The organism is Psychrobacillus sp. Z3-81, assembly GCF_056620325.1.
Window position 1 is genome coordinate 21523 of sequence record NZ_JBWQPU010000002.1, and the last position, 24027, is coordinate 45549.

24 protein-coding genes and 1 pseudogene are annotated in these 24027 nt (G+C 39.3%); 13 read left to right on the top strand and 12 right to left on the bottom strand.

Annotation, left to right across the window (positions count from 1 at the left end):
- Positions 1–15: 15 nt before the first annotated feature.
- Entirely contained in the window at positions 16–4539 is a 4524-nt protein-coding gene (gltB, locus tag AC1ECF_RS02185) for a glutamate synthase large subunit (protein WP_480387754.1), read from the top strand.
- Positions 4540–4555: 16 nt separating this feature from the next.
- Positions 4556–6037 (top strand): glutamate synthase subunit beta, encoded by a 1482-nt coding sequence (locus AC1ECF_RS02190; protein ID WP_480387755.1) that lies wholly within the window; start codon positions 4556–4558, stop codon positions 6035–6037.
- 47 nt (positions 6038–6084) lie between these two features.
- Here the strand turns inward: AC1ECF_RS02190 and AC1ECF_RS02195 are convergent, their stop codons facing one another.
- A complete protein-coding gene (locus AC1ECF_RS02195; RefSeq protein WP_480387756.1) occupies positions 6085–7152 on the bottom strand; it encodes a DUF2268 domain-containing putative Zn-dependent protease in 1068 nt (355 codons plus the stop codon).
- An 865-nt stretch (positions 7153–8017) separates the two neighbouring features.
- Between AC1ECF_RS02195 and AC1ECF_RS02200 the strand changes: the two genes are divergently transcribed.
- The 3 genes from AC1ECF_RS02200 (at position 8018) to hisF (ending at position 9963) form a co-directional block, all read left to right on the top strand.
- Positions 8018–8404 carry a DUF3021 family protein gene (locus tag AC1ECF_RS02200; RefSeq protein WP_480387757.1) on the top strand — a complete coding sequence of 129 codons (387 nt, stop codon included), beginning with the start codon at positions 8018–8020 and terminating at the stop codon, positions 8402–8404.
- A gap of 175 nt (positions 8405–8579) precedes the next feature.
- Positions 8580–9200 carry an imidazole glycerol phosphate synthase subunit HisH gene (gene hisH, locus AC1ECF_RS02205; protein WP_480387758.1) on the top strand — a complete coding sequence of 207 codons (621 nt, stop codon included), beginning with the start codon at positions 8580–8582 and terminating at the stop codon, positions 9198–9200.
- Positions 9193–9963 (top strand): imidazole glycerol phosphate synthase subunit HisF, encoded by a 771-nt coding sequence (hisF, locus tag AC1ECF_RS02210; RefSeq protein ID WP_480387759.1) that lies wholly within the window; start codon positions 9193–9195, stop codon positions 9961–9963. The genes hisH and hisF overlap by 8 nt, the downstream gene beginning before the upstream one ends.
- A 39-nt stretch (positions 9964–10002) precedes the next feature.
- On the opposite strand, the gene AC1ECF_RS02215 is transcribed toward hisF, so the two are convergent.
- Genes AC1ECF_RS02215 through AC1ECF_RS02225 form a run of 3 tightly spaced genes read right to left on the bottom strand, consistent with a single transcriptional unit; the run spans position 10003 to position 12176 of the window.
- On the bottom strand, positions 10003–10107 hold the full coding sequence (locus AC1ECF_RS02215) for a S26 family signal peptidase (protein ID WP_480387760.1): 105 nt from the start codon (positions 10105–10107) through the stop codon (positions 10003–10005).
- Complete coding sequence (locus tag AC1ECF_RS02220) at positions 10088–11668, bottom strand: S26 family signal peptidase (protein ID WP_480387761.1); 1581 nt, start codon at positions 11666–11668, stop codon at positions 10088–10090. The genes AC1ECF_RS02215 and AC1ECF_RS02220 overlap by 20 nt, the downstream gene beginning before the upstream one ends.
- Positions 11661–12176: a sigma-70 family RNA polymerase sigma factor gene (locus AC1ECF_RS02225; protein WP_480387762.1), complete on the bottom strand. Its 516-nt coding sequence runs from the start codon at positions 12174–12176 to the stop codon at positions 11661–11663. Before AC1ECF_RS02225 ends, AC1ECF_RS02220 begins: the two co-directional genes overlap by 8 nt.
- Before the next feature lie 130 nt (positions 12177–12306).
- Here AC1ECF_RS02225 and AC1ECF_RS02230 point away from each other — a divergent pair, with 130 nt between their 5' ends.
- The 3 genes from AC1ECF_RS02230 (at position 12307) to AC1ECF_RS02240 (ending at position 13977) form a co-directional block, all read left to right on the top strand.
- Complete coding sequence (locus AC1ECF_RS02230) at positions 12307–12966, top strand: hypothetical protein (protein ID WP_480387763.1); 660 nt, start codon at positions 12307–12309, stop codon at positions 12964–12966.
- 45 nt (positions 12967–13011) lie between these two features.
- Positions 13012–13461 (top strand): hypothetical protein, encoded by a 450-nt coding sequence (locus AC1ECF_RS02235; protein WP_480387764.1) that lies wholly within the window; start codon positions 13012–13014, stop codon positions 13459–13461.
- Between the two features lie 75 nt (positions 13462–13536).
- Positions 13537–13977: a cell wall hydrolase gene (locus tag AC1ECF_RS02240; RefSeq protein WP_480387765.1), complete on the top strand. Its 441-nt coding sequence runs from the start codon at positions 13537–13539 to the stop codon at positions 13975–13977.
- A gap of 64 nt (positions 13978–14041) precedes the next feature.
- Here the strand turns inward: AC1ECF_RS02240 and AC1ECF_RS02245 are convergent, their stop codons facing one another.
- The 4 genes from AC1ECF_RS02245 to AC1ECF_RS02260 form a co-directional block, all read right to left on the bottom strand.
- Positions 14042–14704, bottom strand: a complete 663-nt coding sequence (locus AC1ECF_RS02245; RefSeq protein WP_480387766.1) for an HAD family hydrolase — start codon at positions 14702–14704, stop codon at positions 14042–14044.
- 309 nt (positions 14705–15013) lie between these two features.
- On the bottom strand, positions 15014–15640 hold the full coding sequence (locus AC1ECF_RS02250) for a spore coat protein (protein ID WP_480387767.1): 627 nt from the start codon (positions 15638–15640) through the stop codon (positions 15014–15016).
- A 420-nt stretch (positions 15641–16060) separates the two neighbouring features.
- Positions 16061–16645, bottom strand: a complete 585-nt coding sequence (locus AC1ECF_RS02255; protein WP_480387768.1) for a branched-chain amino acid aminotransferase — start codon at positions 16643–16645, stop codon at positions 16061–16063.
- Positions 16638–17195 (bottom strand): SLOG family protein, encoded by a 558-nt coding sequence (locus AC1ECF_RS02260; RefSeq protein ID WP_480387769.1) that lies wholly within the window; start codon positions 17193–17195, stop codon positions 16638–16640. The genes AC1ECF_RS02255 and AC1ECF_RS02260 overlap by 8 nt, the downstream gene beginning before the upstream one ends.
- Before the next feature lie 89 nt (positions 17196–17284).
- Between AC1ECF_RS02260 and AC1ECF_RS02265 the strand changes: the two genes are divergently transcribed.
- The 4 genes from AC1ECF_RS02265 to AC1ECF_RS02280 all read left to right on the top strand — a co-directional run bounded on the left by AC1ECF_RS02265 (position 17285) and on the right by AC1ECF_RS02280 (position 19691).
- The gene (locus AC1ECF_RS02265) at positions 17285–17515 is read left to right on the top strand and encodes a DUF2642 domain-containing protein (RefSeq protein WP_480387770.1); all 231 of its coding nucleotides are present in this window, start codon (positions 17285–17287) and stop codon (positions 17513–17515) included.
- Positions 17516–17529: 14 nt separating this feature from the next.
- Positions 17530–18423 carry a manganese catalase family protein gene (locus tag AC1ECF_RS02270; RefSeq protein ID WP_480387771.1) on the top strand — a complete coding sequence of 298 codons (894 nt, stop codon included), beginning with the start codon at positions 17530–17532 and terminating at the stop codon, positions 18421–18423.
- A 281-nt stretch (positions 18424–18704) separates the two neighbouring features.
- The gene (locus AC1ECF_RS02275) at positions 18705–18899 is read left to right on the top strand and encodes a DUF4177 domain-containing protein (RefSeq protein ID WP_480387772.1); all 195 of its coding nucleotides are present in this window, start codon (positions 18705–18707) and stop codon (positions 18897–18899) included.
- A gap of 345 nt (positions 18900–19244) precedes the next feature.
- Entirely contained in the window at positions 19245–19691 is a 447-nt protein-coding gene (locus AC1ECF_RS02280; RefSeq protein WP_480387773.1) for a site-2 protease family protein, read from the top strand.
- A 202-nt stretch (positions 19692–19893) separates the two neighbouring features.
- Here AC1ECF_RS02280 and AC1ECF_RS02285 read toward each other — a convergent pair.
- Together AC1ECF_RS02285 and AC1ECF_RS02290 are read right to left on the bottom strand one after the other, a co-directional pair.
- A pseudogene (locus AC1ECF_RS02285) lies at positions 19894–20013 on the bottom strand (IS1595-like element ISSpps1 family transposase); the annotation flags it as partial.
- A gap of 6 nt (positions 20014–20019) precedes the next feature.
- The gene (locus AC1ECF_RS02290) at positions 20020–20586 is read right to left on the bottom strand and encodes a TetR/AcrR family transcriptional regulator (RefSeq protein ID WP_480387774.1); all 567 of its coding nucleotides are present in this window, start codon (positions 20584–20586) and stop codon (positions 20020–20022) included.
- Between the two features lie 132 nt (positions 20587–20718).
- Between AC1ECF_RS02290 and AC1ECF_RS02295 the strand changes: the two genes are divergently transcribed.
- A complete protein-coding gene (locus tag AC1ECF_RS02295; RefSeq protein WP_480387775.1) occupies positions 20719–21465 on the top strand; it encodes an SDR family NAD(P)-dependent oxidoreductase in 747 nt (248 codons plus the stop codon).
- Between the two features lie 176 nt (positions 21466–21641).
- Here AC1ECF_RS02295 and AC1ECF_RS02300 read toward each other — a convergent pair whose 3' ends face one another.
- Positions 21642–22781: an alpha-hydroxy-acid oxidizing protein gene (locus AC1ECF_RS02300; protein ID WP_480387776.1), complete on the bottom strand. Its 1140-nt coding sequence runs from the start codon at positions 22779–22781 to the stop codon at positions 21642–21644.
- A gap of 2 nt (positions 22782–22783) precedes the next feature.
- Positions 22784–23959 carry an aminotransferase class I/II-fold pyridoxal phosphate-dependent enzyme gene (locus AC1ECF_RS02305; protein WP_480387777.1) on the bottom strand — a complete coding sequence of 392 codons (1176 nt, stop codon included), beginning with the start codon at positions 23957–23959 and terminating at the stop codon, positions 22784–22786.
- Between the last annotated feature and the right edge of the window lie 68 nt (positions 23960–24027).

A 24027-nucleotide genomic window follows, 5' to 3' on the forward strand; every position in this document is an offset into this window, starting at 1 on the left:
ATGGAGGTTTTACACATGACATTTCATAAGTTACCAGAAGCCCAAGGAATGTATAACCCGGCATTCGAGCATGACGCATGTGGGATAGGTTTATATGCAAATATAAAAGGTGCTGCTTCACATGATGTAGTCAAAAAGGGATTAGAAATGTTATGTCGCTTGGACCATCGAGCTGGCAGGGGAAGTGATGGCAAAACAGGGGACGGAGCAGGACTAATGGTTCAAATACCGGATGTTTTCTTCCGTGTAGTTTGCAGTGAGTGGCATCTACCTGAAAAAGGTCAATATGCAGTAGGAATGTTATTTTTTACAGAAGACCAAGATGAACGAGAAGCGATCGAGCAAAAAATAAATGATACAATTTCACTGGAAGGGCAAGAGCTACTGGGTTGGAGAACCGTACCAACCGATGCAAGCATACTTAGTAAAGCATCTAGAGAAACTGCTCCAGTGGTTAGACAGGTATTTATTAAACGGACAGAAAATTTAGATTATCAGTCATTTGAAAGAAAACTATATGTGATTAGAAAACAGGTAGAGCATTGGGCAAAGCAGGAAGGTAAAAAATTCTATTGCTCCAGTCTCTCCAGTCAAACAATCGTCTTTAAAGGAATGCTAACACCAGCGGAAGTGGACCAGTTCTACTTAGATTTACAGGATGAGCTGTTTACCTCTGCATTTTCACTTGTGCATTCAAGGTATAGCACAAATACTTTCCCTAGCTGGGAGAGAGCACACCCGAACAGATATATCGTGCATAACGGGGAAATCAACACGCTTCGAGGTAATGTGAACTGGATGAAGGCGAGAGAGCAGCAGTTTATTTCTGAAGCATTTGGAGATGACCTAGAGAAGCTACTTCCTATTATTGATTCGAACGGAAGCGATTCCTCCATGCTGGACAACGCTTTTGAATTCTTTGTGTTAGCTGGTAGAAGTCCTGCTCATACAGCAATGATGATGATTCCTGAACCATGGAGTGAAAATCCACATATAAGCGAAGAAAAAAAGGCATTTTATAAATATCATAGTAGCTTAATGGAGCCTTGGGATGGACCAACTGCTATCTCTTTCACTAACGGGAAGCAAATTGGTGCGATTTTAGATAGAAACGGTCTCCGTCCAGCACGTTATTATGTGACAAAGGACGATATGATTATTTTCTCCTCTGAGGTAGGGGTTGTCGACATCGAGGAAGAGAATATTTTATATAAGGAAAGACTTAGCCCTGGAAGAATGCTCTTGATTGATTTAGAGCAGGGAAGAATTATTTCGGACGAGGAAATAAAAACAGAGATGGCGCTTGCTCAGCCATATGCAGAATGGTTAGAGGATAACCTCACTTCAGTAAAAGTATCAAAAGAAAAGGAAGAAAGACCGGACGATCTTTTATTCCGTCAAAAATCTTTTGGATATACGTACGAGGATATTCATAAATATATGCTTCCGCTCGCGAAGGAAGGGAAGGATCCGATCGGTTCGATGGGGAATGATACACCACTTGCAGTGCTATCAGACCGACCGCAATCGTTATTTACGTATTTTAAGCAGCTGTTTGCACAGGTTACCAATCCGCCAATTGACTCTATCAGAGAGCATATTGTGACGTCTACGATGACGATGCTAGGAGCAGAGGGTGATCTTTTACAGCCAGGGGTGCAAAATAGCAAGCGAATTTATTTAGACCATCCAATCCTGACAAATGGTCAGCTAGAGGAAATACTTCTAATGAAGGATTTTCCATCAGCAACTATATCGATAGAGATGTCCGAAGATTTAAAAAATGATTTAGATAGATTATCCCAACAAGCAGATAGATTAATAGAGGAAGGCATTTCTTTACTCATTCTTTCGGATAAGCTGGAGGGCAGTAGACCAACCATTCCTGTTCTATTAGCTGCTAGTCATTTACATCAGCACCTTCTTCGAACAGGAAACAGGACGAAGGTTAGCATCCTTGTAGAATCTGGTGAGGCTAGAGAGGTACACCATTTTGCGGCTTTAATTGGCTACGGTGCAGACGCAGTCATCCCTTACTTGGCATATGCGACACTAGCTGAAGCCATTACCGATGGACATTTGGACAGTAGCTACGAGGAAGTAGTGAGAAAGTACAGTAAGGGTATTGCGGATGGTGTCGTAAAGGTCATGTCCAAGATGGGTATCTCTACGATTCAAAGTTACCGTGGTGCACAAATATTTGAAGCTGTCGGTATAGGGAAGGAAGTCATTGATCTTTATTTCACAGGAACGATCTCCCAGCTTGGAGGAATCGACCTTCAAACAATAAGAGAAGAGGCCTACAGACGCTATGCTCTAGCGCTTGAGTCCTCGAAGGATTCTCTAGACTCGGGCAGTGACTTTCAGTGGAGAAGCAACGGAGAGCATCATGCCTTCCATCCGAAAACCATCCATACGCTTCAATGGGCAACGAGAAGAGGAGATTTTGGGTTATATAGACAATATGCAGAGATGGCGAACGAGGAACGAGTTGGCTTCCTGCGCAACCTGTTAACCTTTAAGGAAAATAAAAAGAGAATTCCGCTTGATGAAGTAGAATCTGTGGACTCCATCGTGAAGAGATTTAAGACAGGGGCCATGTCCTTTGGTTCTCTTAGCAAGGAGGCACATGAGACGCTTGCCATTGCAATGAACAGACTTGGTGGGAAAAGCAATAGTGGAGAGGGTGGAGAAGACCCTGCTCGCTACCAGACAGATCCAAATGGAGATAGTCGAAGAAGTTCGATTAAGCAAATAGCCTCAGGACGTTTTGGCGTGAACAGCCATTACTTAGTCGAGGCAAACGAGCTGCAAATTAAAATGGCGCAAGGGGCAAAGCCTGGAGAAGGTGGTCAGCTCCCAGGGAACAAGGTATATCCATGGGTGGCAGATGTGCGAGGATCTACTACAGGAGTAGGACTCATTTCACCGCCGCCACATCATGATATCTATTCCATTGAGGATATGGCACAGCTGATTCATGACTTGAAAAATGCGAACAGAGCAGCAAGGATCAGCGTGAAGCTTGTTGCCAAGTCTGGTGTTGGGACTATAGCAGCGGGAGTTGCAAAAGGCGCAGCAGATGTTATTGTCATCAGCGGCTATGACGGAGGCACAGGAGCGTCTCCGAAAACGAGTATCAAGCATACTGGATTACCTTGGGAGCTAGGACTGGCAGAGGCTCATCAAACACTGATGCTAAATGGCTTAAGAGAAAAGGTTGTTCTAGAGACAGACGGCAAGCTGATGACCGGTAAGGATGTCGTGATGGCTGCATTACTTGGAGCGGAGGAGTTTGGCTTTGCTACTGCCCCACTGATTGTTATGGGCTGTGTCATGATGAGAGCCTGTCACTTGGATACTTGTCCAGTGGGGATTGCCACACAAAACCCAGAGCTGCGTGATAAATTCACAGGAGCTGCGGACCATGTGGTCAACTTCATGCGATTCGTTGCAGAAGAGGTTCGAGAATACATGGCGAAGCTTGGCTTCCGAACAGTGGAGGAAATGGTCGGTAGAACAGATGTGTTAGAGGTGAGTGAAAGAGCGAAGGCACACTGGAAGGCAAAGCAATTAGACTTGTCACCGCTTCTTTATCAGATAGAGGGACAAAGAACAAAAGCAGTGCCACAAAATCATCAGTTAGAGAAGTCATTGGATATGCGCGTTCTTTTACCTAAAGTCCAAAAGGCGATTGAACAGGAGACAAAGGTGGACCTCCAGCTTCCAATCGCAAATACAGACCGTGTGGTAGGCACCATCATAGGTAGTGAAATCTCTAAACGATATGGAGCGAGGGGCTTACCAGAGGATACAATCACCCTACGCTTTAAAGGGGCAGCTGGTCAAAGCTTTGGGGCATTTGCTCCAAAAGGGATGACGATGTATGTAGACGGCGATGTCAATGACTATTTTGGGAAAGGCTTGTCTGGTGGGAAGCTGATTGCCACTTCTCCCTTGAAAGGGAAAGCAGAGCAAAATGTGATAGCAGGAAATGTTGCGCTATACGGTGCGACAGGTGGAACAGCCTTTATTAATGGAAGAGCTGGGGAACGTTTTGCCGTACGAAATAGTGGAGCAGACGTCGTGGTCGAAGGCATCGGGGATCATGGCTGTGAGTATATGACTGGCGGAAGAGTTGTCATTTTAGGAGAAGTAGGGAAGAACTTTGGCGCCGGGATGTCTGGAGGAATTGCTTATATTCTAATGGAGGACATAGAGGAATTAAAGCATCTATGCAATAAAGAAATGATTGGCTTCGAACGTATCGAAACGAGAGACGAAAAGCATGCTGTACGCCAATTAATCATGGATCATTATTACTACACGCAGAGTACAAAAGCGATGGAGATACTAGATAATTGGGCAGTGGCTGTAAAGAGCTTCGTCAAGGTTGTACCGAACGATTATAAGATGATGTTAGAAAAAATCACCTCCTATAAGGAGAGCGGACTGACAGATGAAGAGGCAGCAATGCAAGCCTTCCTACTGACCTCTACAAAGCAGGAGAAAAAGCAAGCGATGATTGGAAAGAAATAGAGAGGAGGACTCTTATATGGGTAAACCAACTGGATTTATGGAATATGAAAGAGAAAAAGGAAAAGAAGAAGCTCCTCTGAAACGATTAAAAAAATGGGGGGAGTATGCCAATCGATTAACCGATGACGCATTAAGCAGACAGGGTGCCCGCTGCATGGATTGTGGCACGCCCTTCTGCCATATGGGAATCGAAATTCGTGGGACTTCCGCTGGCTGTCCAATTAATAATCTTATTCCAGAATGGAACGACCTGGTATATAAGGGGAAATGGCAGGAGGCACTGGAACGTCTCATGCTAACCAATAACTTCCCAGAGTTTACAGGAAGAGTATGCCCTGCTCCTTGCGAGGGATCCTGTACGCTTGCTATTTCGGAACCAGCAGTCTCTATTAAAAACATTGAACGTGCAATCATTGATAAGGCATTTGAAAACGGATGGATTCAGCCTAGAATTCCAACCCAAAGAACTGGCAAGCGAATCGCCATTATCGGTTCAGGCCCAGCTGGTTTGGCATGTGCGGATGATTTAAACCAAGCGGGACATTCGGTGACGGTTTTTGAAAGAGCAGACCGAGCTGGCGGACTCATGATGTATGGAATTCCAAACATGAAGCTGGAGAAGGACGTAGTGGAAAGAAGAATTCAGCTTCTCCAGCAAGAGGGAATCGACTTTGTATTAAATACAGAGGTAGGAAAAGATATTACTGCCGACGAATTAAAGCAAACGTATGACGCAGTTGTCTTATGTATTGGTGCCCAAAAACAGCGCGCACTTCATATGGACGGCAGCGATGCAAAAGGCGTCCATCTTGCAATGGAATATCTGACTACAACGACAAAGAGCTTGTTAGATTCTAATTTTGAAGATAAACAATTTATCGATACAAAGGGTAAGGATGTCATCGTCATTGGGGGGGGAGATACTGGTGCAGACTGTGTAGCAACGGCTGTCCGCCAAAAATGTAAAAGTGTCGTGCAGTTCGGGAAGCATCCGCAGCTACCTTTCACACGAGCAGAGGATAACCAGTGGCCAACAGATCCCAACGTATTTAAGCTAGAGTACGCCTATGAAGAAGCACTGGCTAAGTTCGGAAAGGATCCAAGAGAATACTTGATTCAAACGAAAAAGATGGTCGCAGATGAAAACGGCAATCTGAAAGAGCTACACACAATACAAATGGAAAAGGTGCTAGGGGAGGATGGGTTTCATTTCTTCAAAGAAATCCCTGGAACCGAAAAAGTCTGGCCTGCCCAATATGTTTTTGTAGCAATCGGCTTCGAAGGTCCAGAAACTACGCTAGCGGAGCAGTTTGGTGTAAACGTAGTAAATAGAAAACTTCATGCCAATTCTAAAGACTTCTCCACTAATGTGGAAGGTGTATTCACAGCAGGAGATGCCAGAAGAGGGCAAAGCCTCATCGTCTGGGCAATCAAAGAAGGCCAAGAAGCAGCGAAGAAAGTAAACGACTATGTGATGAAGGAAGCTTTAACACATTAAAAAAATGCGAAATCGGTTTCTCGATTTCGCATTTTGTATTTCAAATTCTATTCGTAGTTTGAGATGTAATTGCTTTCTTCAAATATTTCCTTTGGGCTTTTGGAGGTCCATTCCTCTACCGTCATATCTGGATGTAATTCTAAATAGGATCTGATTATTTTATAGCCTTCACTGTAGCCATAGTAGTCGGGTAAACCTCTATATCCTCCTAGTATAAAATCATTAGTACTCCCACTCGCAAGATATGTTTCAATGATCCTCCAATATTCTTTGTTAAAGCTTTCGTCAAGCACCCAATCTTTACTATTTGTATCGGGATATACCAAGGTTTCAAACATTATCGCAGACCCCTCCATAATCATATTATCTAAAACAGTCATAAAATAATCTTCTGTCACATGTTTTTCGGACCAAACACTATGATGATATTCATGGGCAAGGCCCCACCTGCTATTGTCTTCAAAATGACTTGAATAGTAAAAAGAACGAGGATAATAATCATCATCAGGACCAAGTAATAATACGATAATTTTCCCCAATCCAATGAGCATCATATCAGATGGAAACCTCTCATCTTGAGGAAATACACAAACTGTTGTTTTCTCCTCTGACGGTAGAATATCTGATGATTTGATAAGAGATTCTTCGAATATATTATTGAGATGTTTTAGATCAACTGCTTCAATTTGTTTTCTAATATTTTCATATTTACTTTCTTCCGGAACCCACTCAAATACACTAAATCTATAACTATCACTTTTAAAACATGCATCAAAAACGGGGTCACTAATCAACTGTTGAAATAATTGGTGTGGTGATTCATCGGGATATTCCTCTAGAGCTTTAAAATAGTCATCATACAGCTTATAAGCATGAAGGATAGCGAACTCTTGACCAGTATTTGGGTTTGTAAAAGAATAAGTGATATCCTGTAGGTTATTTTCCGTATTTGATTCTCCATTGGGTGGTTCATTTTCCGAAGTAATATCTTCAGCTATTTGTTCACTTTTCATCTTTGTATCTTCTTTCGCTTGTTCTGTTTCCTCACAGGCTGATAAAACAAGTATTAATAGTAGAATAAAAACCAGATTTATAGCTTTATTTGTGATATTCATGTCCATAATCTCCTTTTTCAACTATTAGTTCTATCTCCAGTGGTCACTGGCCATGCAGTTCCCCAATCATAACCGAGAGTAAAGTAACCCTAACCGAGAATAAATCTTGCTTGAACGAGAGTAACTGGCCTAAATGAGAGTAAAAGTGGTCTATCCGAGAATATTGTTTGGCTGAACGAGAATAAGCCTTACTTATCCGAGAGTAACGCCTCAACCAATAGCCAAGTGATTATTGACCAAGCCTTTCCACCAATCATACCCAGAATAAAATACCTTTACCCGAGAACAAATTCTGGTTGAACGAGAGTTTATCTACCTATACTTTCCAATTATTATAAAAGTTTCATTATATATTATTTTTTATTAGTACTTTTGATAAGTTAGAAGGAATAAATTGGATTTTACCGTATTATATAAATATGGTGTTTTTAACAAAATAAAATCCTGAATTGAGTGGATAAATGAAACCTATTTTACTTTTTATATTGCTACTGAATTGTCTAGTGCTTATTGTTGTCGGCTTTTATTTTCGAAAAAAGAAAAACAGAAAATTAGAAGGCACTACATCCATCGTAGTGGGAATACTAGGAGCTTTGTTTGGGCTGGGATATCACTTTTTTAAAATCTTATAGAAAGAGGAGAAAACATGGAATGTATAGGATTCACGTATCTAAAGCGTTTAAAGGTGCTATAAAAGGAGCCTTTTGGGGATGTATTGCCCTAACATTTCAGATCCTCTTTATGTTAGGTAGTTTTCTATTTAAAATTTATCTTTTAGATTACAGATTTGAAGATGGAGAATTACATCTACCAATAGAAGCTTATATGAATGAAATAATCTCTTGAATGAAGAAAGTGGGCTATTATGCAATTATTGAAAAAAGGATTGATAAGGGGAGTAGCTCTATTTTTGGTACTGCAAATATTCTCCGTGGGAGCGAACGGGTTGGTTGGTCATTGGCACGACACTCTAATTAATGGTTTAATCCTATTTTTTTTCGGAACGGCTAGTGTCATCTATCAGATAAAAAAATGGAGCTTTTTAAAACAAGTCGTTGTACATTATATTGCCATGCTACTTACTATTTTTCCAACCATGTTATTAAGTGGTTCTTACGCTTTAAATTCTGTTACTGATTTTTTAAAGGTATATCTAGAATTTAATCTGTCTGGCGTTATGTTATTTTTCTTCACATTTATTATTTTTAATTTATACCGGAAGCTTAAGAATAAGAAAACAACAGTAGTTTAAATCAACTGAATCCTTGATATATACAGTCATCCTAGAGTAGGGTGGCTGTTTTTTACTTGCTTAAAGCCAGACCTCACTCTTTCTCGCACTAATACTCTAGTAAGTTAAAGTTTATTCTTTTAATTTCAACAATTAGATGGCATAATAAGAGTATAGAAGAAACGGAGGCAATAGCATGATTGGAATAATAGATTATGGAGCAGGCAATTTACATAGTGTGTTAAAGGCGATTGCCCGATTAGGATATGAAACGAAACTGATTACAAACCCAACGGATCATGATGATCAGATTACGAAATTGATCTTGCCAGGTGTGGGGAATGCCAAGGTTGCGATGAACGTGTTGAACCATACAGGCTTAAGTGAATATATGAAGGAACAAGTAGAAAAAGGAATGCCGCTTTTAGGAATTTGCTTAGGGATGCAGCTGCTACTCGAGGAGAGTAAGGAAGGGAATGTTCCTTGCTTAGGTTTTTTACCGGGTACTGTTCCGATGTTTGATGACAGTATAGAAAAGGTTCCGCATATGGGCTGGAATCAAGTAAAAGATGTTCAAGGTCATTTTCTCTTTAAGGAGATCCCGGATTTAACTGACTTCTATTTTGTACATTCATACTACGCTGAGCCATCCAAGGAGGAGCATATTCTTGGAACGACTAACTATGGAACAGACTTTGCATGTGTGATTGGCAATGAACAGGTGATGGGAGTTCAGTTTCACCCAGAAAAAAGCGGGAAATACGGGATTCAGCTGCTAGATAATTATTGTAAGCAAGGAGTTATGAGAGATGCTTAGAAAACGAATCGTTCCTGCCATCGACGTACTAGATGATAAGGCAGTAAAATATGTGCAGTTTCGTAATCCAACTATTATCGGAGATCCTGCTGAGCTTGGGCGCAAGTATTCGGAGGACGGGGCAGATGAATTAATTTATCTGGATACCACTGCTTCCTTAAAGGATCAGGATTTAAAAATTGAGTGGATTCGGAGAGTTGCAGAGCAAGTATATATTCCATTCTCGGTAATTGGTGGCGTACGGACGATTGATGACTTCAAAAGACTTCTTCGAGCAGGAGCTGACAAGGTAGGGGTAAACTCGGCTGCTGTCCAGCGACCAGAGCTGCTGAAAGAGGCAGCAGAAATCTTTGGAAAGCAATGTGTCGTCCTCGGCTTAGATGCAATGCCTATTTATGAGGATGAAGAAATCGTGCGCTGGGAGGTCTACACGCATTCTGGTCACGAAAAGACAGGGATGGACGTGGTAGAGTGGGCTCAGCAGGCAACAGAGCTTGGTGCAGGGGAAATTATTTGTACTAGCATTCATAAGGATGGAATGAAGAATGGCTACGATGTTCAGTTGATCAAGCTGCTTTCTGAAAAAGTACATGTGCCAATCATAGCCTCCGGTGGTGCTGGGAAGCTAGAACATATCGAAGAAGTATTCTCCGAAGGGCAAGCAGACGCGGCACTTGTTGCCTCCATGATTCACTACGGAGATTATACAATTGGAGAAATTAAAGAATACTTGCGTGAGAAAAACATTAACGTACGATTATAATAAAAAGATAGTAAGGAGAAGGGCTCCTTACTATCTTTTTCACTTTTCATAACCTAACACTTTTCCTTCCACATTCTCCAGAGGCAAGACACCAAAATCCCTACTGTCGACGCTTCTCCACCAGTTATCTCCTAGGACAAACACAGTGTTTTCTTCTACTTTTACCGGCTCCCATAGAAGTTGCAAAATATTCTTTCCAAGAGTCATCATCGCCTCTATTAACAGGATCAACTTTCTCGAAGTATTCCTCTTGTTCCATTCCCTTATTTAAAGCTTTAGAATAAAAAGTATCTAATTTTTTCCCATCGATAAATACTTGACCATTTTTTATTTCTACCGTTTCTCCCTCTAAACCAACTACCCTTGAAAGGTAATAATCGGGCATAACGTAATTAGGGTTACTCGAGAATGTGAAGTCAGGTGATCTGTAGTAGATAACATCTCCTCGTCTTACTTCCTTGTTATTAGGGTCAACGACTAATTGTGAATGGGTGTATGTGTCGTAATCGTGGTTGCCTCTATCCATATTGTCTATATGCCAATCCACTAACAAGTAGTTATCAAGAGGGTCCACTGATTCGACCTTTGGTTTTGTAACAGTGTCAGCGACCATTTCTACTTCATTTGTAGAAACCTCAAGATTTTCAAACATCTCAGGTCCCTCTTTCATAAAATATAGATACATTTCTTCATTCGGTGTTTGCGTTGTCGTTTTAATTGCATCACCTGTTTCTTTAGAGTAAATAAAGTCATCATTATTAACACTAAATTTCAAGCCGTTATGCTCGTTAAACAATTGATCCACATATTCTTTATCAATATTTGTATATATCGCGCTTACTAACTGGTCATCGAAAAAGGAGAAACTCACTTGCCCTCCATAATTCAAAGTGAAGTCTGAACCTAATCCATCTATATAGCCTATCAGATAGTCATCTCCAAATTGCTCTATAATTCTTGATGGAGCATCTCCTAATCTTATTCCTTGAAGACTTAGAGAGCCATTCTCTTCAGTGATTTCCGGCTGACTATAATCTACTATAGATCCTTGTAAAGGAAATTCCTCGCTTCTTAAGTTTTGATCTACCATATATAGAAATTCTGCTTTTTCTAACATCCACTGATTTTCAGAAGAAAAGGACAAGGTTAGCTGTTCTCCTTCCCATGAAGCCTCTATTAGCTGATTCGCATCACGTGTATATATAAACCGACCATCAAAATCACTGTTTATAGAAGTGAAGAAAGTAAAGCCATCATACTCGTCGAACAAAGTATTAAAGTAATTCGGATCTACATGTAGGAAAGTAAGGAGCTCAAGTTTATCCTCTTGGAAATAAAACCTTGCTCGATCGTCATATTCTAGTACTAATTTTCCGTCCTCTTTTGACGTTTGATAATCCTCTCCGAAGGCTGTAATCACATCTTCCTGAGAATCACCTAATGTAACACTATTTAAATAGAGAACGCCTTTTTCCTCGGAAATAGTTGGTTTCATAAAATTGGACGATTCTTGTAGAGGGGAGAGCTCAGTAGCATTCCTTAGAAAGAACAACATACTGAAAAGTAGAGCAACTGTAAAAGCAACATATTGCCATTTGACTTTCGGCTTTCGTTGTTTTCTATCTAATTTATGTAACACATTTCCAATGACTCGTTGTTTGCTTTCATGTAAATCCTTCACTTCCGAAGGGAAATAATTACTCATTCAATAGCACCTCCCACTCGATTCCTTTCAGCTGATTTTTTAACAGTTCTCTTCCTCTTCCTAGCCTAGTTTTTACTGTGCTTTTAGGAATGGACAACAGCTTAGCCACTTCAGGAATTGTCATTTCATTAAAATAAAAATAGATAAGAATTTCCCGATGCTTCAAGGGTAGCTCAAGTATTGCGTCTCCTATCATGGTCTTTTCATCTTCCTGAACAAGGTTGTCTTTATTGATCTTAAAGGCAGGAGGGGATAGCTTTTGCTGAAGCAGGACTTTTTTATAGGCCCAGCTTTTCAAATAATCCTTGCTTTTATTAATGGTCATTCGAGTTAAGTACGCTTTTAACTCTCCACGCTCCTCGTAGTTCTGTAGATGATAGAACTTTATAAAAACATCCTGCACAATGTCTTCTGCAGAATGAAGATCTCTTACGTAACCATAAGCAACCCTAATTAATGGTTCTGTATATTGAAGCATTATTTCTTTTAACTCTAAATTCGTTATCAACCCTGTATCCCCCTTTCTCTATATAGTAAACGATTGAAGACCAGCAAAAGTTTGGTTTTACCATAAAATACTTTTTTAGGAAGGATAAAGGCTTTATTTTAGCGAACTAAACGGTATTGGAGGGATTCATGTGGATTTATTTAAAGAGGTAGTTCGTGGGGAAGAATCCCCTACGAGAAAAAGAGAAGGGTACACTCAGATTCCCTATGAGAGGTTGAAGGTGCCTGAGCTTATAAAAGAGGAGCTATCACCCATCACTCATTTCATATTAGCGCCGTTTCTGTTCGTTGGTACAGACGGAGAATTTAGTATCCCTTTCCAAGATACCAGAACAGAAGAGTTAATTCTTTCGGAAATAGCTCCTCATTTTCATTCTGCGAGAAAAATAAACAGTGGAAATGAATTTTATTTGACAATGAAAGATATCAAAGAGAGTTCTCTGAATATATTTCGCGAGTTAGTAGAAGAAGGGAAGATGAATCCAATTGTAGAGGACATCTATTCTCCCGGAAACCAGAGTTGGGGAGGTAATTTTCTATCAAAAGAATATCGAGTAAATCTTGATTTAATAAATAAATCAACGAAGCACGACATATTGGTCTTATGGGATTTTTTGAAGGATACTTTTCTGCAAGCAAATGATGGGATGGCAATTGTACCAAGTGACTGGTCATTTGATGAATCCTTTAAAGAAAAAGTTGCTGTTCAGTCATTTTCCAGTGTTTGTGAGGAGATGATTGTAACGATTAACTGTGAAACGAATAAAATTTCTTCTATTTATATCAAATAAAAGTCAAAGAAAAAAGTTAGAGAAAATTGCAAAGGGGAAACTAGCATGAAAAAGTATCTCTATCTATTAAGCATGGTACTTGTGTTGGGGGCTTGTAGTGGTATTCCCAAAAACTTCTCATCCTCTACTGCTTTTGGACAGTTGGAGGGAAGGGTGTCTATAGGAGAGCAAGCCTATCCTATGATAGTCGATCAGTTTGTATGGAAGGAAAAGAACATGGAGGCAAGTAAGTTAAGCGGATCAGATATATATGTATTGGCAGAAGCCTTTCCGACATTAGATGTAAACAAAGAGGAGAAGCTAACAATCGATATAGATCAATCCCCATCTTCGATAAAGGTAACTCAATATAATGAGGATGGAACAAGCAAAGAAATTTCGATAACGGACAATCAAATACAGGTGCCGATTGAAGAGGGCCACTATATTTTTGAGGTGCAGGTAACGTGGAGTCAAGGAGAGTATATTTTTATATTTGATTTAGAAAAAAACTGACTACTATCCCAATCGTAGTTCTAGAGCAAGGAACCATCCTGTGTTTCTTACATATACTATTTTTGGGGTGAGTATATGCCGAGAGTAAAATACCGTGATTCAGATGTGGACCTAGTGGCAAGGATGATGAGGGCGGAAGCAGAAGGCGAAGGTCAGCAGGGGATGTTATATGTTGGCAATGTGATTGTGAATCGCCTAGTTTCCAATTGCTTAGACTTTGTAGATTTACGTACGATAGAGGATGTCATTTATCAAGTACAAGGAAATAACTATGCTTTTGAAGCTGTGCAAAAAGGGAATTTATTCTATCAAAGAGCTAGACCCACGGAAAAAACCCTAGCGAAAAGAACACTAGATTATTGGAGAGAACAGCCGGCGAAATACGCTCTATGGTATTTTAATCCATATGCACCATGTCCTGATACATGGTATGGTCAGCCGTTTGCAGGTCAATATAAGCAGCATTGTTTTTACGAGCCTGCTGCCGGGACGTGCGAGGGTGTTTATCAAGGGTAACGATAACATTTCACTAAGAAAGCAGGTGAGTAGCTGAGAGCTACTACACCTGCTTTTTTGGGTTTTATTCAATAATCGTCCAGCCTCGCTGCATTGCCACTTCTCTAAGTTTCTCCTCTGGTCTGACAGCAACCGGGTTTCCGACAAGTTCTAAAATATGTAAGTCTGAATAGCTGTCTCCATATGCATAGCTATTTTCCCAATCGACATCCTGGCCCTCAAGCAATTGTTTTATTTTAGAAGCCTTCGTTGGTCCATTCACATGTTCAAGTGGAAGGGAGGTGTCCACTTTATCAGATGTGAACTTAATCTCCGTCCCAACAATCTTTTGAAAAGGATAATCTGCAACTACCTGCTCTAAAAATTGTGTGTAGGCTCCTGAAACGAGATAAATTTGTACATTGTCCTCGTGATGCTTATGTAATGTATCGATTACTTGTTTGTTTATATTAGCTGTGATGGCAGCCTTGAACTCTTCAAAGTAGCTCGTTATTTCTAGCTTACTTAAACCTGTAAATGCTTCTAGATAGAGTTGCATCGACTTCGCTCGCATTTTGGCCTTCGGATATAGCTTTACCTTGCTCGCTAAGTATGGGAGAAGGATAGCTCTGTGAAAAATTGGATACTTGTCTTGATAGACTGGATGCTCCTTCAAATGATTCATTAACAGCTTGAAGGTTTCCTCTGCATAAATTGTTCCGTCAAAATCATAAATAGCTACTCGCAAAATAAATCCCCTCTCTAACTTTCAAGTTTAGCGGAAAATGATCTCTTTCCACCAACCTATACTATCAGTGTACAGATAAAAGGTCCAAAATACCATTTCAAAAACTTGAAAACTGCTTGTAAATCGCAAGTAAATGCAGTCTATACGCAAGTATAACGGATGCAATCGCAAGTCACCTTTACTAATTCGATAGTAAACTTAGAAGAACCGCAAGTAAATTAATTCTAATCGCACGTATTACCATTTTCTTACCATTCCCAACTCGCTCCACTATAAGAAAAGGGTGTCCGTTTAGGACACCCTTTTGACTTATTGCTTGTACATTGGGCCTTGAGCTGTACCATAGGAACTCATGATTTGTTGCATAGTTTGCTCATCAAAGCGTGGTACTTGATACCAGCCATTCTTGTTCGCATAAAGTGATAGCTCATACGCCATTTCGATACAGTTCGGAACTGAATCTTGCAATACACGACGTACAACAGGGTTCGTAGCTTCTAATGCAGCGGTTACTTTCCCTGTTGCAGCTGCTTTCGCCGTTCCTAATAAGAATCCTGTGATTAACTCATCGCTAATCTCATTTGGTCCTTGGATTGGTTTTTTCGGCTGTGATGGAGTTAATCCATACTTTGTATCATTGTCTGTTTGCATCTTATAAGATGTTGTAGTGGTAGATGGATCTTTCCCTGTTTGGAAGCATTCTACAAGGGAATTGTATTCAGCTAATGCAAAGGCATATTGACGGTCCACGATGTTTAACAGCTCTTGGTCTTGAATATGTTGACGAAAGATTGTTTTTTGGTTAAGGGCACCGATCATTGCAGAAAGGATTTCTTTCACATCTAACAGTTCATGTGCACCATGGTTGAATTGCGGTACTACTGCTTGACCATTCTCCGACTGACTGTGATTCTGGCTGTATGCGTTTTGATCCAAATTAATTTCCTCCTTTTAAAAAATGGTTTGAAACATAAATAGTTTGAACCTAAGGAGCAGAAGTATGTATGTAAATGAAGAGAAGAAAAGCAGTTTATAACTAACGTGAGGAAAAGGAGTGGAAGATTTAAAATAAGGTAGTTAAAACCTTACTCTTCTTAAAGAGGCGTGTACTTCTTAGTTATCTTTATCAAAATTTACAGTTAAGTAGTAAAAATTATTGGTTCGGAGCAGCGTCGGCGACTCCAGTGGGAACAGCACGAGGGAGAGACAAATGGCTCGAGCCGTGCCCACGGAAAGCGTCCGACGCAGCGGAGAACCTAAAACAAAAAATAAGAAAGCACTTATGATACGTATCAAAATATAAAATCATAAGAGCTTCTCGTTTGATTTGTCATAACCGCTTTTGTCAGCTTTATGTTATTTTACTTCCAAGGATGCAACTAAATGGAACAGTAGGTTATACAAGAATTGATAAGCTTCCAAAATCGTGAAGTTTTCATCAAAACCATCGATGTAATTTAGTGGCAAATTGATTTCCCATAAACCTTCTCCGCTTGAAAACATCATACTATATTTCATCTTTTCACTATGATAATGCTCATCGAGGAATTTACGGATTGCCTCTCCATATTTCTTCTGTACCGAAAGACCGAATAGAGCTGTATAAACTTCAAAAACTTCATCAAACTCTAAAGTGATCGAGTCAGTTTGTAAAATGGAAAAACTATTGGATTCAACATACATAAATTCATTCATGCGTTGCATAAAATGATTTAGCGAATTTTGTAGGAATTCCTCGTTCTCTTTCGCCAGCAGCTCCTCTGTTTCTTTATCAAGTCGCTCAATCACACTGTTCTTTGAAATAATACCTGTTTCAAATACAGTCAAATTTACATCTGATGTCAGCAAGCCTTGCTCTTCAGCAAATTTCTTCTCTTGATTGGTTAGAAAAATAATATCAGTTGCTTCGTTAATTTTTTTCTCTAGTGTTTTTTTAATCAAAATAATCGTTCCTTTCTTCTTCAGCGACAGTTTGTAAATCATAGGCATCAATTATAAAAATTGGGTACTCCTGCTTATCACCGTATTTTTCCGCTAATGTTTTTATGTACTTAGGAGATCCTTCATTTTCTTCATCATACACGAGAAGCATCGCATCTGTATTACGTATTAAGAACTTATTTTTTTCAATAAATTGCCAAGGAGCCTCATATGGTTTCTTTGTTAGGGCAGTCTGGTAATCCGCCATTGCTAATAGTCTTTGATATTTTTCTTGTTTTTGCTCATTCCAATTTTTTTCTTGTTCTAAGAAAGGGGTGATGACGGCATATTTTAAGTGAGGATATTCTTCTTTCAACTCTATCACAAGCTCTGCAGTCCATGTTTCTACTCCTTGCTGACCACTAAGAATAATCCATTCTAAATCTTCCTCTAAAAATTGACGAAGCTGATTTTCCAGTGCTTTTTTAATAATCGTAATACCGGGATGGCTGTCTTGAAAGATGCCAAGCTCATGTGCCTTGTAGCCCGTCACCAGTAATCTCTTTACCATACAATCATTCCTTCGTGAATCGTTGTAAATGTGTCCATCTATACCATCTTCTCATAAACTATAGGGATTGCAAAGAAAGGATGATGTGTGTGGCAGATAAAAAATCACATGTTGGGTATATTAGTCATTTTGAAGGTTATTTAAATGAAAAAGCAAAGGAATTATTTGGGTACCATGTAGCAGTGCAAACAACTAGGAACGTGTTGACAGGGAAAATAGCCTCCGTAACTCCAGACCATATTGTGCTAGATGTGAAAGGAGTGCCATTTTATATTCGAGTTCAGCAAATAGTGTGGATTTCTCCAACTATTGCAAAATAAGAAGGGATGATTGATTGTTTAATCGGATTGACAAGTTACTCATTGATCTGCCGAACCTAGAATACGGGGATGCAAATGCTGCTTCAGCAGTCCAAGAACTTCTAGGTGGAAAATTTGGCGAAATGTCCACACTAAATAATTATATGTACCAATCCTTTAATTTTCGTGGCAAAAAGAAGCTAAAGCCTTTCTATGACTTAGTTGCTAGTATTACCGCAGAGGAATTTGGCCATGTGGAATTGGTGGCGAATACCATCAATCTCTTGCACAAAGGAACTAGCTTTGCGGGGGATCCAGATCTTGCTCCATTACAGAATGCTAAGGATAAGCGGAATACGTATGCCTTTATCGCGACTGCTCAGACATCTTTAGCAGGAGACTCTATGGGAAATCCATGGCGAGGGGATTATGTATTTTCAAGCGGAAACCTAGTACTGGATTTGCTTCACAATTTCTTCTTAGAATGTGGTGCCAGAACCCATAAAATGAGAGTATATGAAATGACCGAGCACCCTACAGCAAGAGAAATGATTGGCTATCTGCTAGTGCGAGGTGGCACGCATATTATTGCGTACGCAAAAGCTTTAGAGATGGCTACAGGCGCAGATGTAACGAAAATGCTTCCAATCCCGAGCCTAGACAATCGAGCATTCGACCATGCGAAGAAATATGAAGACAGAGGCTATGGAAATGTATTATTTACATGGAATAACGTAGGTGACTATAAAGACATAGATAAGATTTGGAAGGGCCAAAACCCGACAAGCGGAGATCAACTGTTTGTTAAAGAAGGAAGTCCGAAAGGCTATAAGATACCTGAGTTAGATGAGCTACCAGAAGAATTCGCCCCTGGCATCGGTCCAGAAGAATTTCAGGCAATTGCTAAAAGACTGATGTGGACAATGTAAAAAGGATGGGTGCACCACTTTTGAGTGGTGTTTTTTTATGGGGAATATAGTTAAGGAATGAGTCTAGCATTTGCCTACTGTAGCTCTGATAAAAAGTTAAAGTCTTATAGCTGGATGTAAATACTTGGCAGGAATAGGGCTCTTTTTTGTTGAATAGTTTATCATAACAAGATGAATAAGCTAAAGGTTATCTGAAATACGCTTTTATGTTTAACTCGAAACAAGGAAGAAGTATTTCTTTCATTAAGTATAAAAAAACATGATAAAAAGGAGGAATGTAAATGTACGAACATACTTTTGTGAAAATCGAATTAGCTGGTGGGATGAAACTAAAACCAAAAACAGATTACCACGAAATCGTTTACGAATATGAAAAAGAAGGGTGGGAGTTAGTTCAAATTTTTGCACCTTCGACTAAAGGTTATGGACTTGCTGAGTATTTTGAGTTAGTATTCAAGCGGAAAAAGCCGAAATGACTTTTTTTAATATAAATGCATAAATAAACTAAGCCGAAGAAGAGCAGTCCTTTAACTTGGCAGATTAGTTTAAAAAGGTTTTTTAAAGTGGTGGCGATGTAAATAATTAAAATGAGTGTTTTTTTCTACCGGCGAGGTTCGTTCATTAAATTTAGGGGGAGAGGTGATTTCATTGAATAATGATAAAGAATCCCCGGAACTTAATAGAGAGAGAGAGTGAGACAAGAAAAATTAAAGACGATATTTATGTAGTAACATATTAAATCAGATATACATTTTAAATATTCAAATATATAGGAAATCTTCTGTTTACTTTTCCGTAAATATTAGAAAGGGGATGAAAAGATGGATTTTATAATAAACTTCTTTATTATTATTTTATTCATTAGCCCAATTATTGCACTGATTCACGAATCTGGACATGCATTTTTTCTGAAAATATTTGGTGCGAAAGTAAATGAGTTTTCTATCGGTAACGGTGATATCCTATGGAGGAAAAACAATTTTTTCATTAAGAAAGTATACTTCTTCGGTGGGAGAGTTTTCACTGAAGACTATGACAAATTGAGTAAAAACCAAAGAACCTTCTTTTTCTTAGGCGGAGTGTTCTTTAATTTCCTATCTGCATTAGTACTTCACTTATTAACTGGTTATGAATTCCTGGTTTTCGGAAACTACTTGGATAGTTTTATTTTTGTATCGTATCTAACCGTTTTAATTAATCTAATTCCTCTTAATACAATCCTTGGTGATACTGATGGCAAACAATTATTTGAACTATATAAGAGTTAATAAGTTATGGTTTTTATTCTTCCACTAACTTACACATTAGTAAAAAACAGACATCAAAATACAATGTGAGCTTGGAGATATTTCCAAGCTCATTTTTATGTGCATTTTTTTCTTCCCTATAAATTAATATTGTTACTTAGAATGCATAGCTTCTCAAGCTTAACTTATCTGCGGTTTCCCATGTTCCGTGAACACTTGCCAAGATGCCGTTTCTTTTGGAGACAGAACCGCTACGTTTTCTTGGTTTGCAATTCGGAATAACTCTTCGTCCTTTTTGGCTTTCTAAGAAGTATGTTTCATCTACTTCTACTAGTCCTTCAAATAATCCCTATAGCTCCCTAAGAAAAAATTTCATCGTTTGTACGCTCATTTCTAACGGTGACTTAGCATACCCTGTATTTTTCCAATGATAAATTAAGCCCATCGTGGCACTGGAGCAAAACGAATAATATAGCTCATAATCTATTTTTTCTTTGATATGTTTTAAAATAATTTTTTTAGGAAATTCCATATAAGTTTCAATAAAGTACGTCATATATTTAAAAGGAAGCCGATTTGAAAATAGAACATCATAAAAAGACTGATGCTTTAATATATGCTCAAATATATCAACTAAGCCTTCCTTATCTTTTGAAATTAGCCTCTCAAAAGCCTCTGCATATTCTTTATGTAAATCACTCATAATCTTTCTAAAAAACTCTTCTAATAATTCATCTATATTGGAGTAATGTGTGTAAAAGGTCGAACGATTCACCTTTGCAGCGCTACATAATTTGGTGACTGTAATATCATCAAAATCTTGTTTCATTATAAGCTCTAATAACTTTTCGAATAATATCTTTTTCGTTTTAATTACACGTAAATCTTGCTCATTCAATTGGATTGCCAGCTCCATTACTAAACACTTTTTCTAAATTTGTTGGATAAACTCCTAAAATTCTTAGGTTGTCGTGTAAGTTTTTCTTTACTAAGTTAATATTTTACCATAGAACAATAAATGAATAATATTGTGTAGGGGGAATAATTCATGAAAAACGTCGTAGTAATTACAGGTGCAGCAACTGGCTTAGGTAGAGCAACAGCTTTAAAATTAGCAAAAGAAAGTTATAAGTTAGTAATTGTGGATTTCAACGAAGAAGAAGGTTTGAATACCAGAGATATGGCGAAGGACTTAGGAGCAGAAGCGATTTTTGTGAAAGCTGATGTGTCTAACGAAGAAGATGTTAAAAATTATGTAGCGAAAGCTGTTGAGGCATTTGGTACGATTGATTATTTCTTGAATAATGCTGGGATTATGATTCCTTTCCGCTTAGTACATGAATATGATTCAAATGAATATGATCGTGTGATGAACATTAATGTAAAGGGAGCATTCTTGGGTATTAAATACGTGATACCAGTTATGCTAGAGAATGGTGGCGGTACGATTGTTAATACTGTATCCTCTAACTCCTTTAAACCAACTGCATATAACGGTCTTTATTCGGCTACGAAACATGCTGTTAACGGAATTACAAAATCGATCGGTCAAGATTACCAAAACAAAAATATCTTTGCTGTAGGTGTTGCTCCAAATAACATGAAAACGAACATTTCAGCAAGCGCTGCTGTAACGATGAATGAAGAAATTGGTTTAGCGATCCATGCTACTACTCCACCAAATATAGCAGCTACTGCAGAAGAGGTTGCGGAAGCAATGATTTTTGCAATGAAAAACGGAAAATTACTAACTGGTTCTACGATTAACTGTGCTGGTGGTCAAATCTTAATATAAATCTCGCTCTAATGCCAAATGGTGAATTGTTTAAAACAATTGACCATTTGGCTTTTTTTATGCAATGAAAGGATAAAATTCCATGCAAAGCCAAAAACATTTCAGGTCATAGCTATGCTGCAAAGAGAATAAAAAATATCATTGCACTCCTTTGAGGACAATGATATTTTCTCTTTCTAATCTTTCAGAATGGTTATGCTCCTAGCTTCCTCCATATTCCGGACACCCGCCAAGGTCATGGAAGTTTTAAATTCATCTAATATTTGCGATAACACCGTTTCGACTCCTTGCTGACCGTTATAGGCAAGTCCCCAAAGTACAGGACGCCCAATACAAACTGCTGTCGCGCCTAATGCGAATGCTTTCAGTGCATCAATTCCTCTTCTGATACCGCTGTCAAATAAAACAGGAATTTTTCCATCTACCACTTCTACAATCTTGGGCAATGCATCGATGCTAGCGATGGTTCCGTCTAGCTGTCTACCACCGTGATTGGAAACAATAATGCCATCTAATCCAAATTCTATTGCTTGAAGGGCATCGTCTGGGTGTAAGATTCCTTTTAATAAAATAGGGAGACTCGTCCTTTTTCTTATTTCCGCAACATCACTCCAGTTTAAGGTAGGGTGATTTATGTTCTCGATAATTCCTTGAACAATTGCTTCCTGTTCATTCGTTTGTAAAGAACTCATAAATACTGGATCGGATGTATAATTCCCTTGTCCATAGCCGCATGAAAGGGGAGAATACCCATTCCGAACATCCTCTTCCCGCCAGCCTAGAATAACTGTATCAACAGTTAGAACGATTGCCTCATAGCCGGCCTTTTCAGCCCTTCTAACCAAGCTGTACGCAACTTCTTTATTGCTTTGCCAATATAATTGGAACCATTTGGAACTATCAGGTGCACTTACAGCTATTTCCTCAATGGAGTAGCTAGAAACCGTACTTTGCATATAATTGTACCCCAATTTTTTGGCAGCTTTAGCGACTGCAATCTCACCATCCGGATGGGCAATCTTATTGACTCCGGCGGGAGCGATAAATAGAGGGTGGGGATATGTTTTACCGAAAAGCTCTACTTGTAAATCTAACGTGGAAACATTGTTTAGAAACCTTGGGAGAATCGAGTATTTTGCAAATGCATCCGTATTTTTCTTGTAGGTTTCTCCTCTACTGGCAGAACCGTGAATGTAACCGAATGGTTCGTCCTCTAAGTTTTGTTTAGCCAATGCCTCTAACACTTCATAGGGAAGAGGCCCCTTATCCATTTTCATCTTATTGATTCGTAAATCATTATTTATTGTGCGTTCCATCTTCATTCCTCCAACTCAAACAGCTCCAATTTTGCAATACGGTTCACCGCTTCCTCCAGACGGTCCTCGTCTACTAATAGTCCGACTCTCACATAGCCTTCTCCATGAGGTCCGAAACCATTACCTGCGGCAACTGCTACATCTGCTTTTTCTAACAATAAATCAGCGAATTCCTCACTGGAGTATCCCTTTGGTACAGGCAACCATGCAAAGAAAGAGCCCAGAGGAGCTTTTATCTCCCAGCCGATGCGCTTAGCAGCCTGTACAAGCGTATTTCTCCTACGCTCATAGAGATCGACTAATTTGGCCACACATTCTTGATTTTCCTTTAAGGCTACTGCTGCGGCTGTTTGGATAGCTGGGAATAAGCTGACGAATAAATGGTCTTGGATCAGGTTAATTGCTTCGATTATCTCTTCATTCCCAACTACAAATCCTACTCGCCAACCAGCCATATTATACGTTTTAGATAGCGTGTACATTTCTACACCGACATCCTTTGCTCCTGGAGTTTGCATAAAGCTCATTGGCTTTTTACCATCAAAGCCAATTGCTCCGTAAGCAAAGTCATGCACGACGGCTATGTCATGGTCCTTTGCAAGCTGCACTGTCTCCTCGAAGAATTCTTCCGTAGCGACAGCGCCAGTTGGGTTGTTTGGATAGTTTATATACATTAACTTAGCATGTTTCTTTTGTTGCTCTGTTAGTTTGCTGAAGTCAGGCAGATAATTATTTTCCTCCAAAAGGGGCATAGTATCAAATCGAACATCAGCAAGGCTAACTCCAGACAAGTAATCAGGATAACCAGGGTCCGGCAGTAGCATCAGCTCTTGCTCGTTCATTAACGCAAGCGGCAGCTCCACTAAGCCAATCTTCGCTCCAGATAAAATAGCGATCTCTTTATCTGGATCAAGGGATACTCCATACTCTTTTTGATAAAAATCAGCGGCCGCCTGTTTTAGCTCGGAAGTTCCACGAAACGGGGAGTATTTATGATTAAGAGGGAGCTCGGCAGCATCCTGCAACGCTTTCACAATGTGAGAAGGAGTAGGCTGATCTGGGTTCCCTTGTCCTAAATTAATCACATCTCGGCCTTCTTCAACAGCCTTCGCAACCCTTTTAACTAGGGTCGCAAAAAATTGAGGCGGGAGGTTCTGCAAACGATTAGAAATTTTCATATCTATGTACCTCTTTTTCTAAATAATAAATTTTCATAACTCTCCGTATGGGTATCTATTTGTTATTT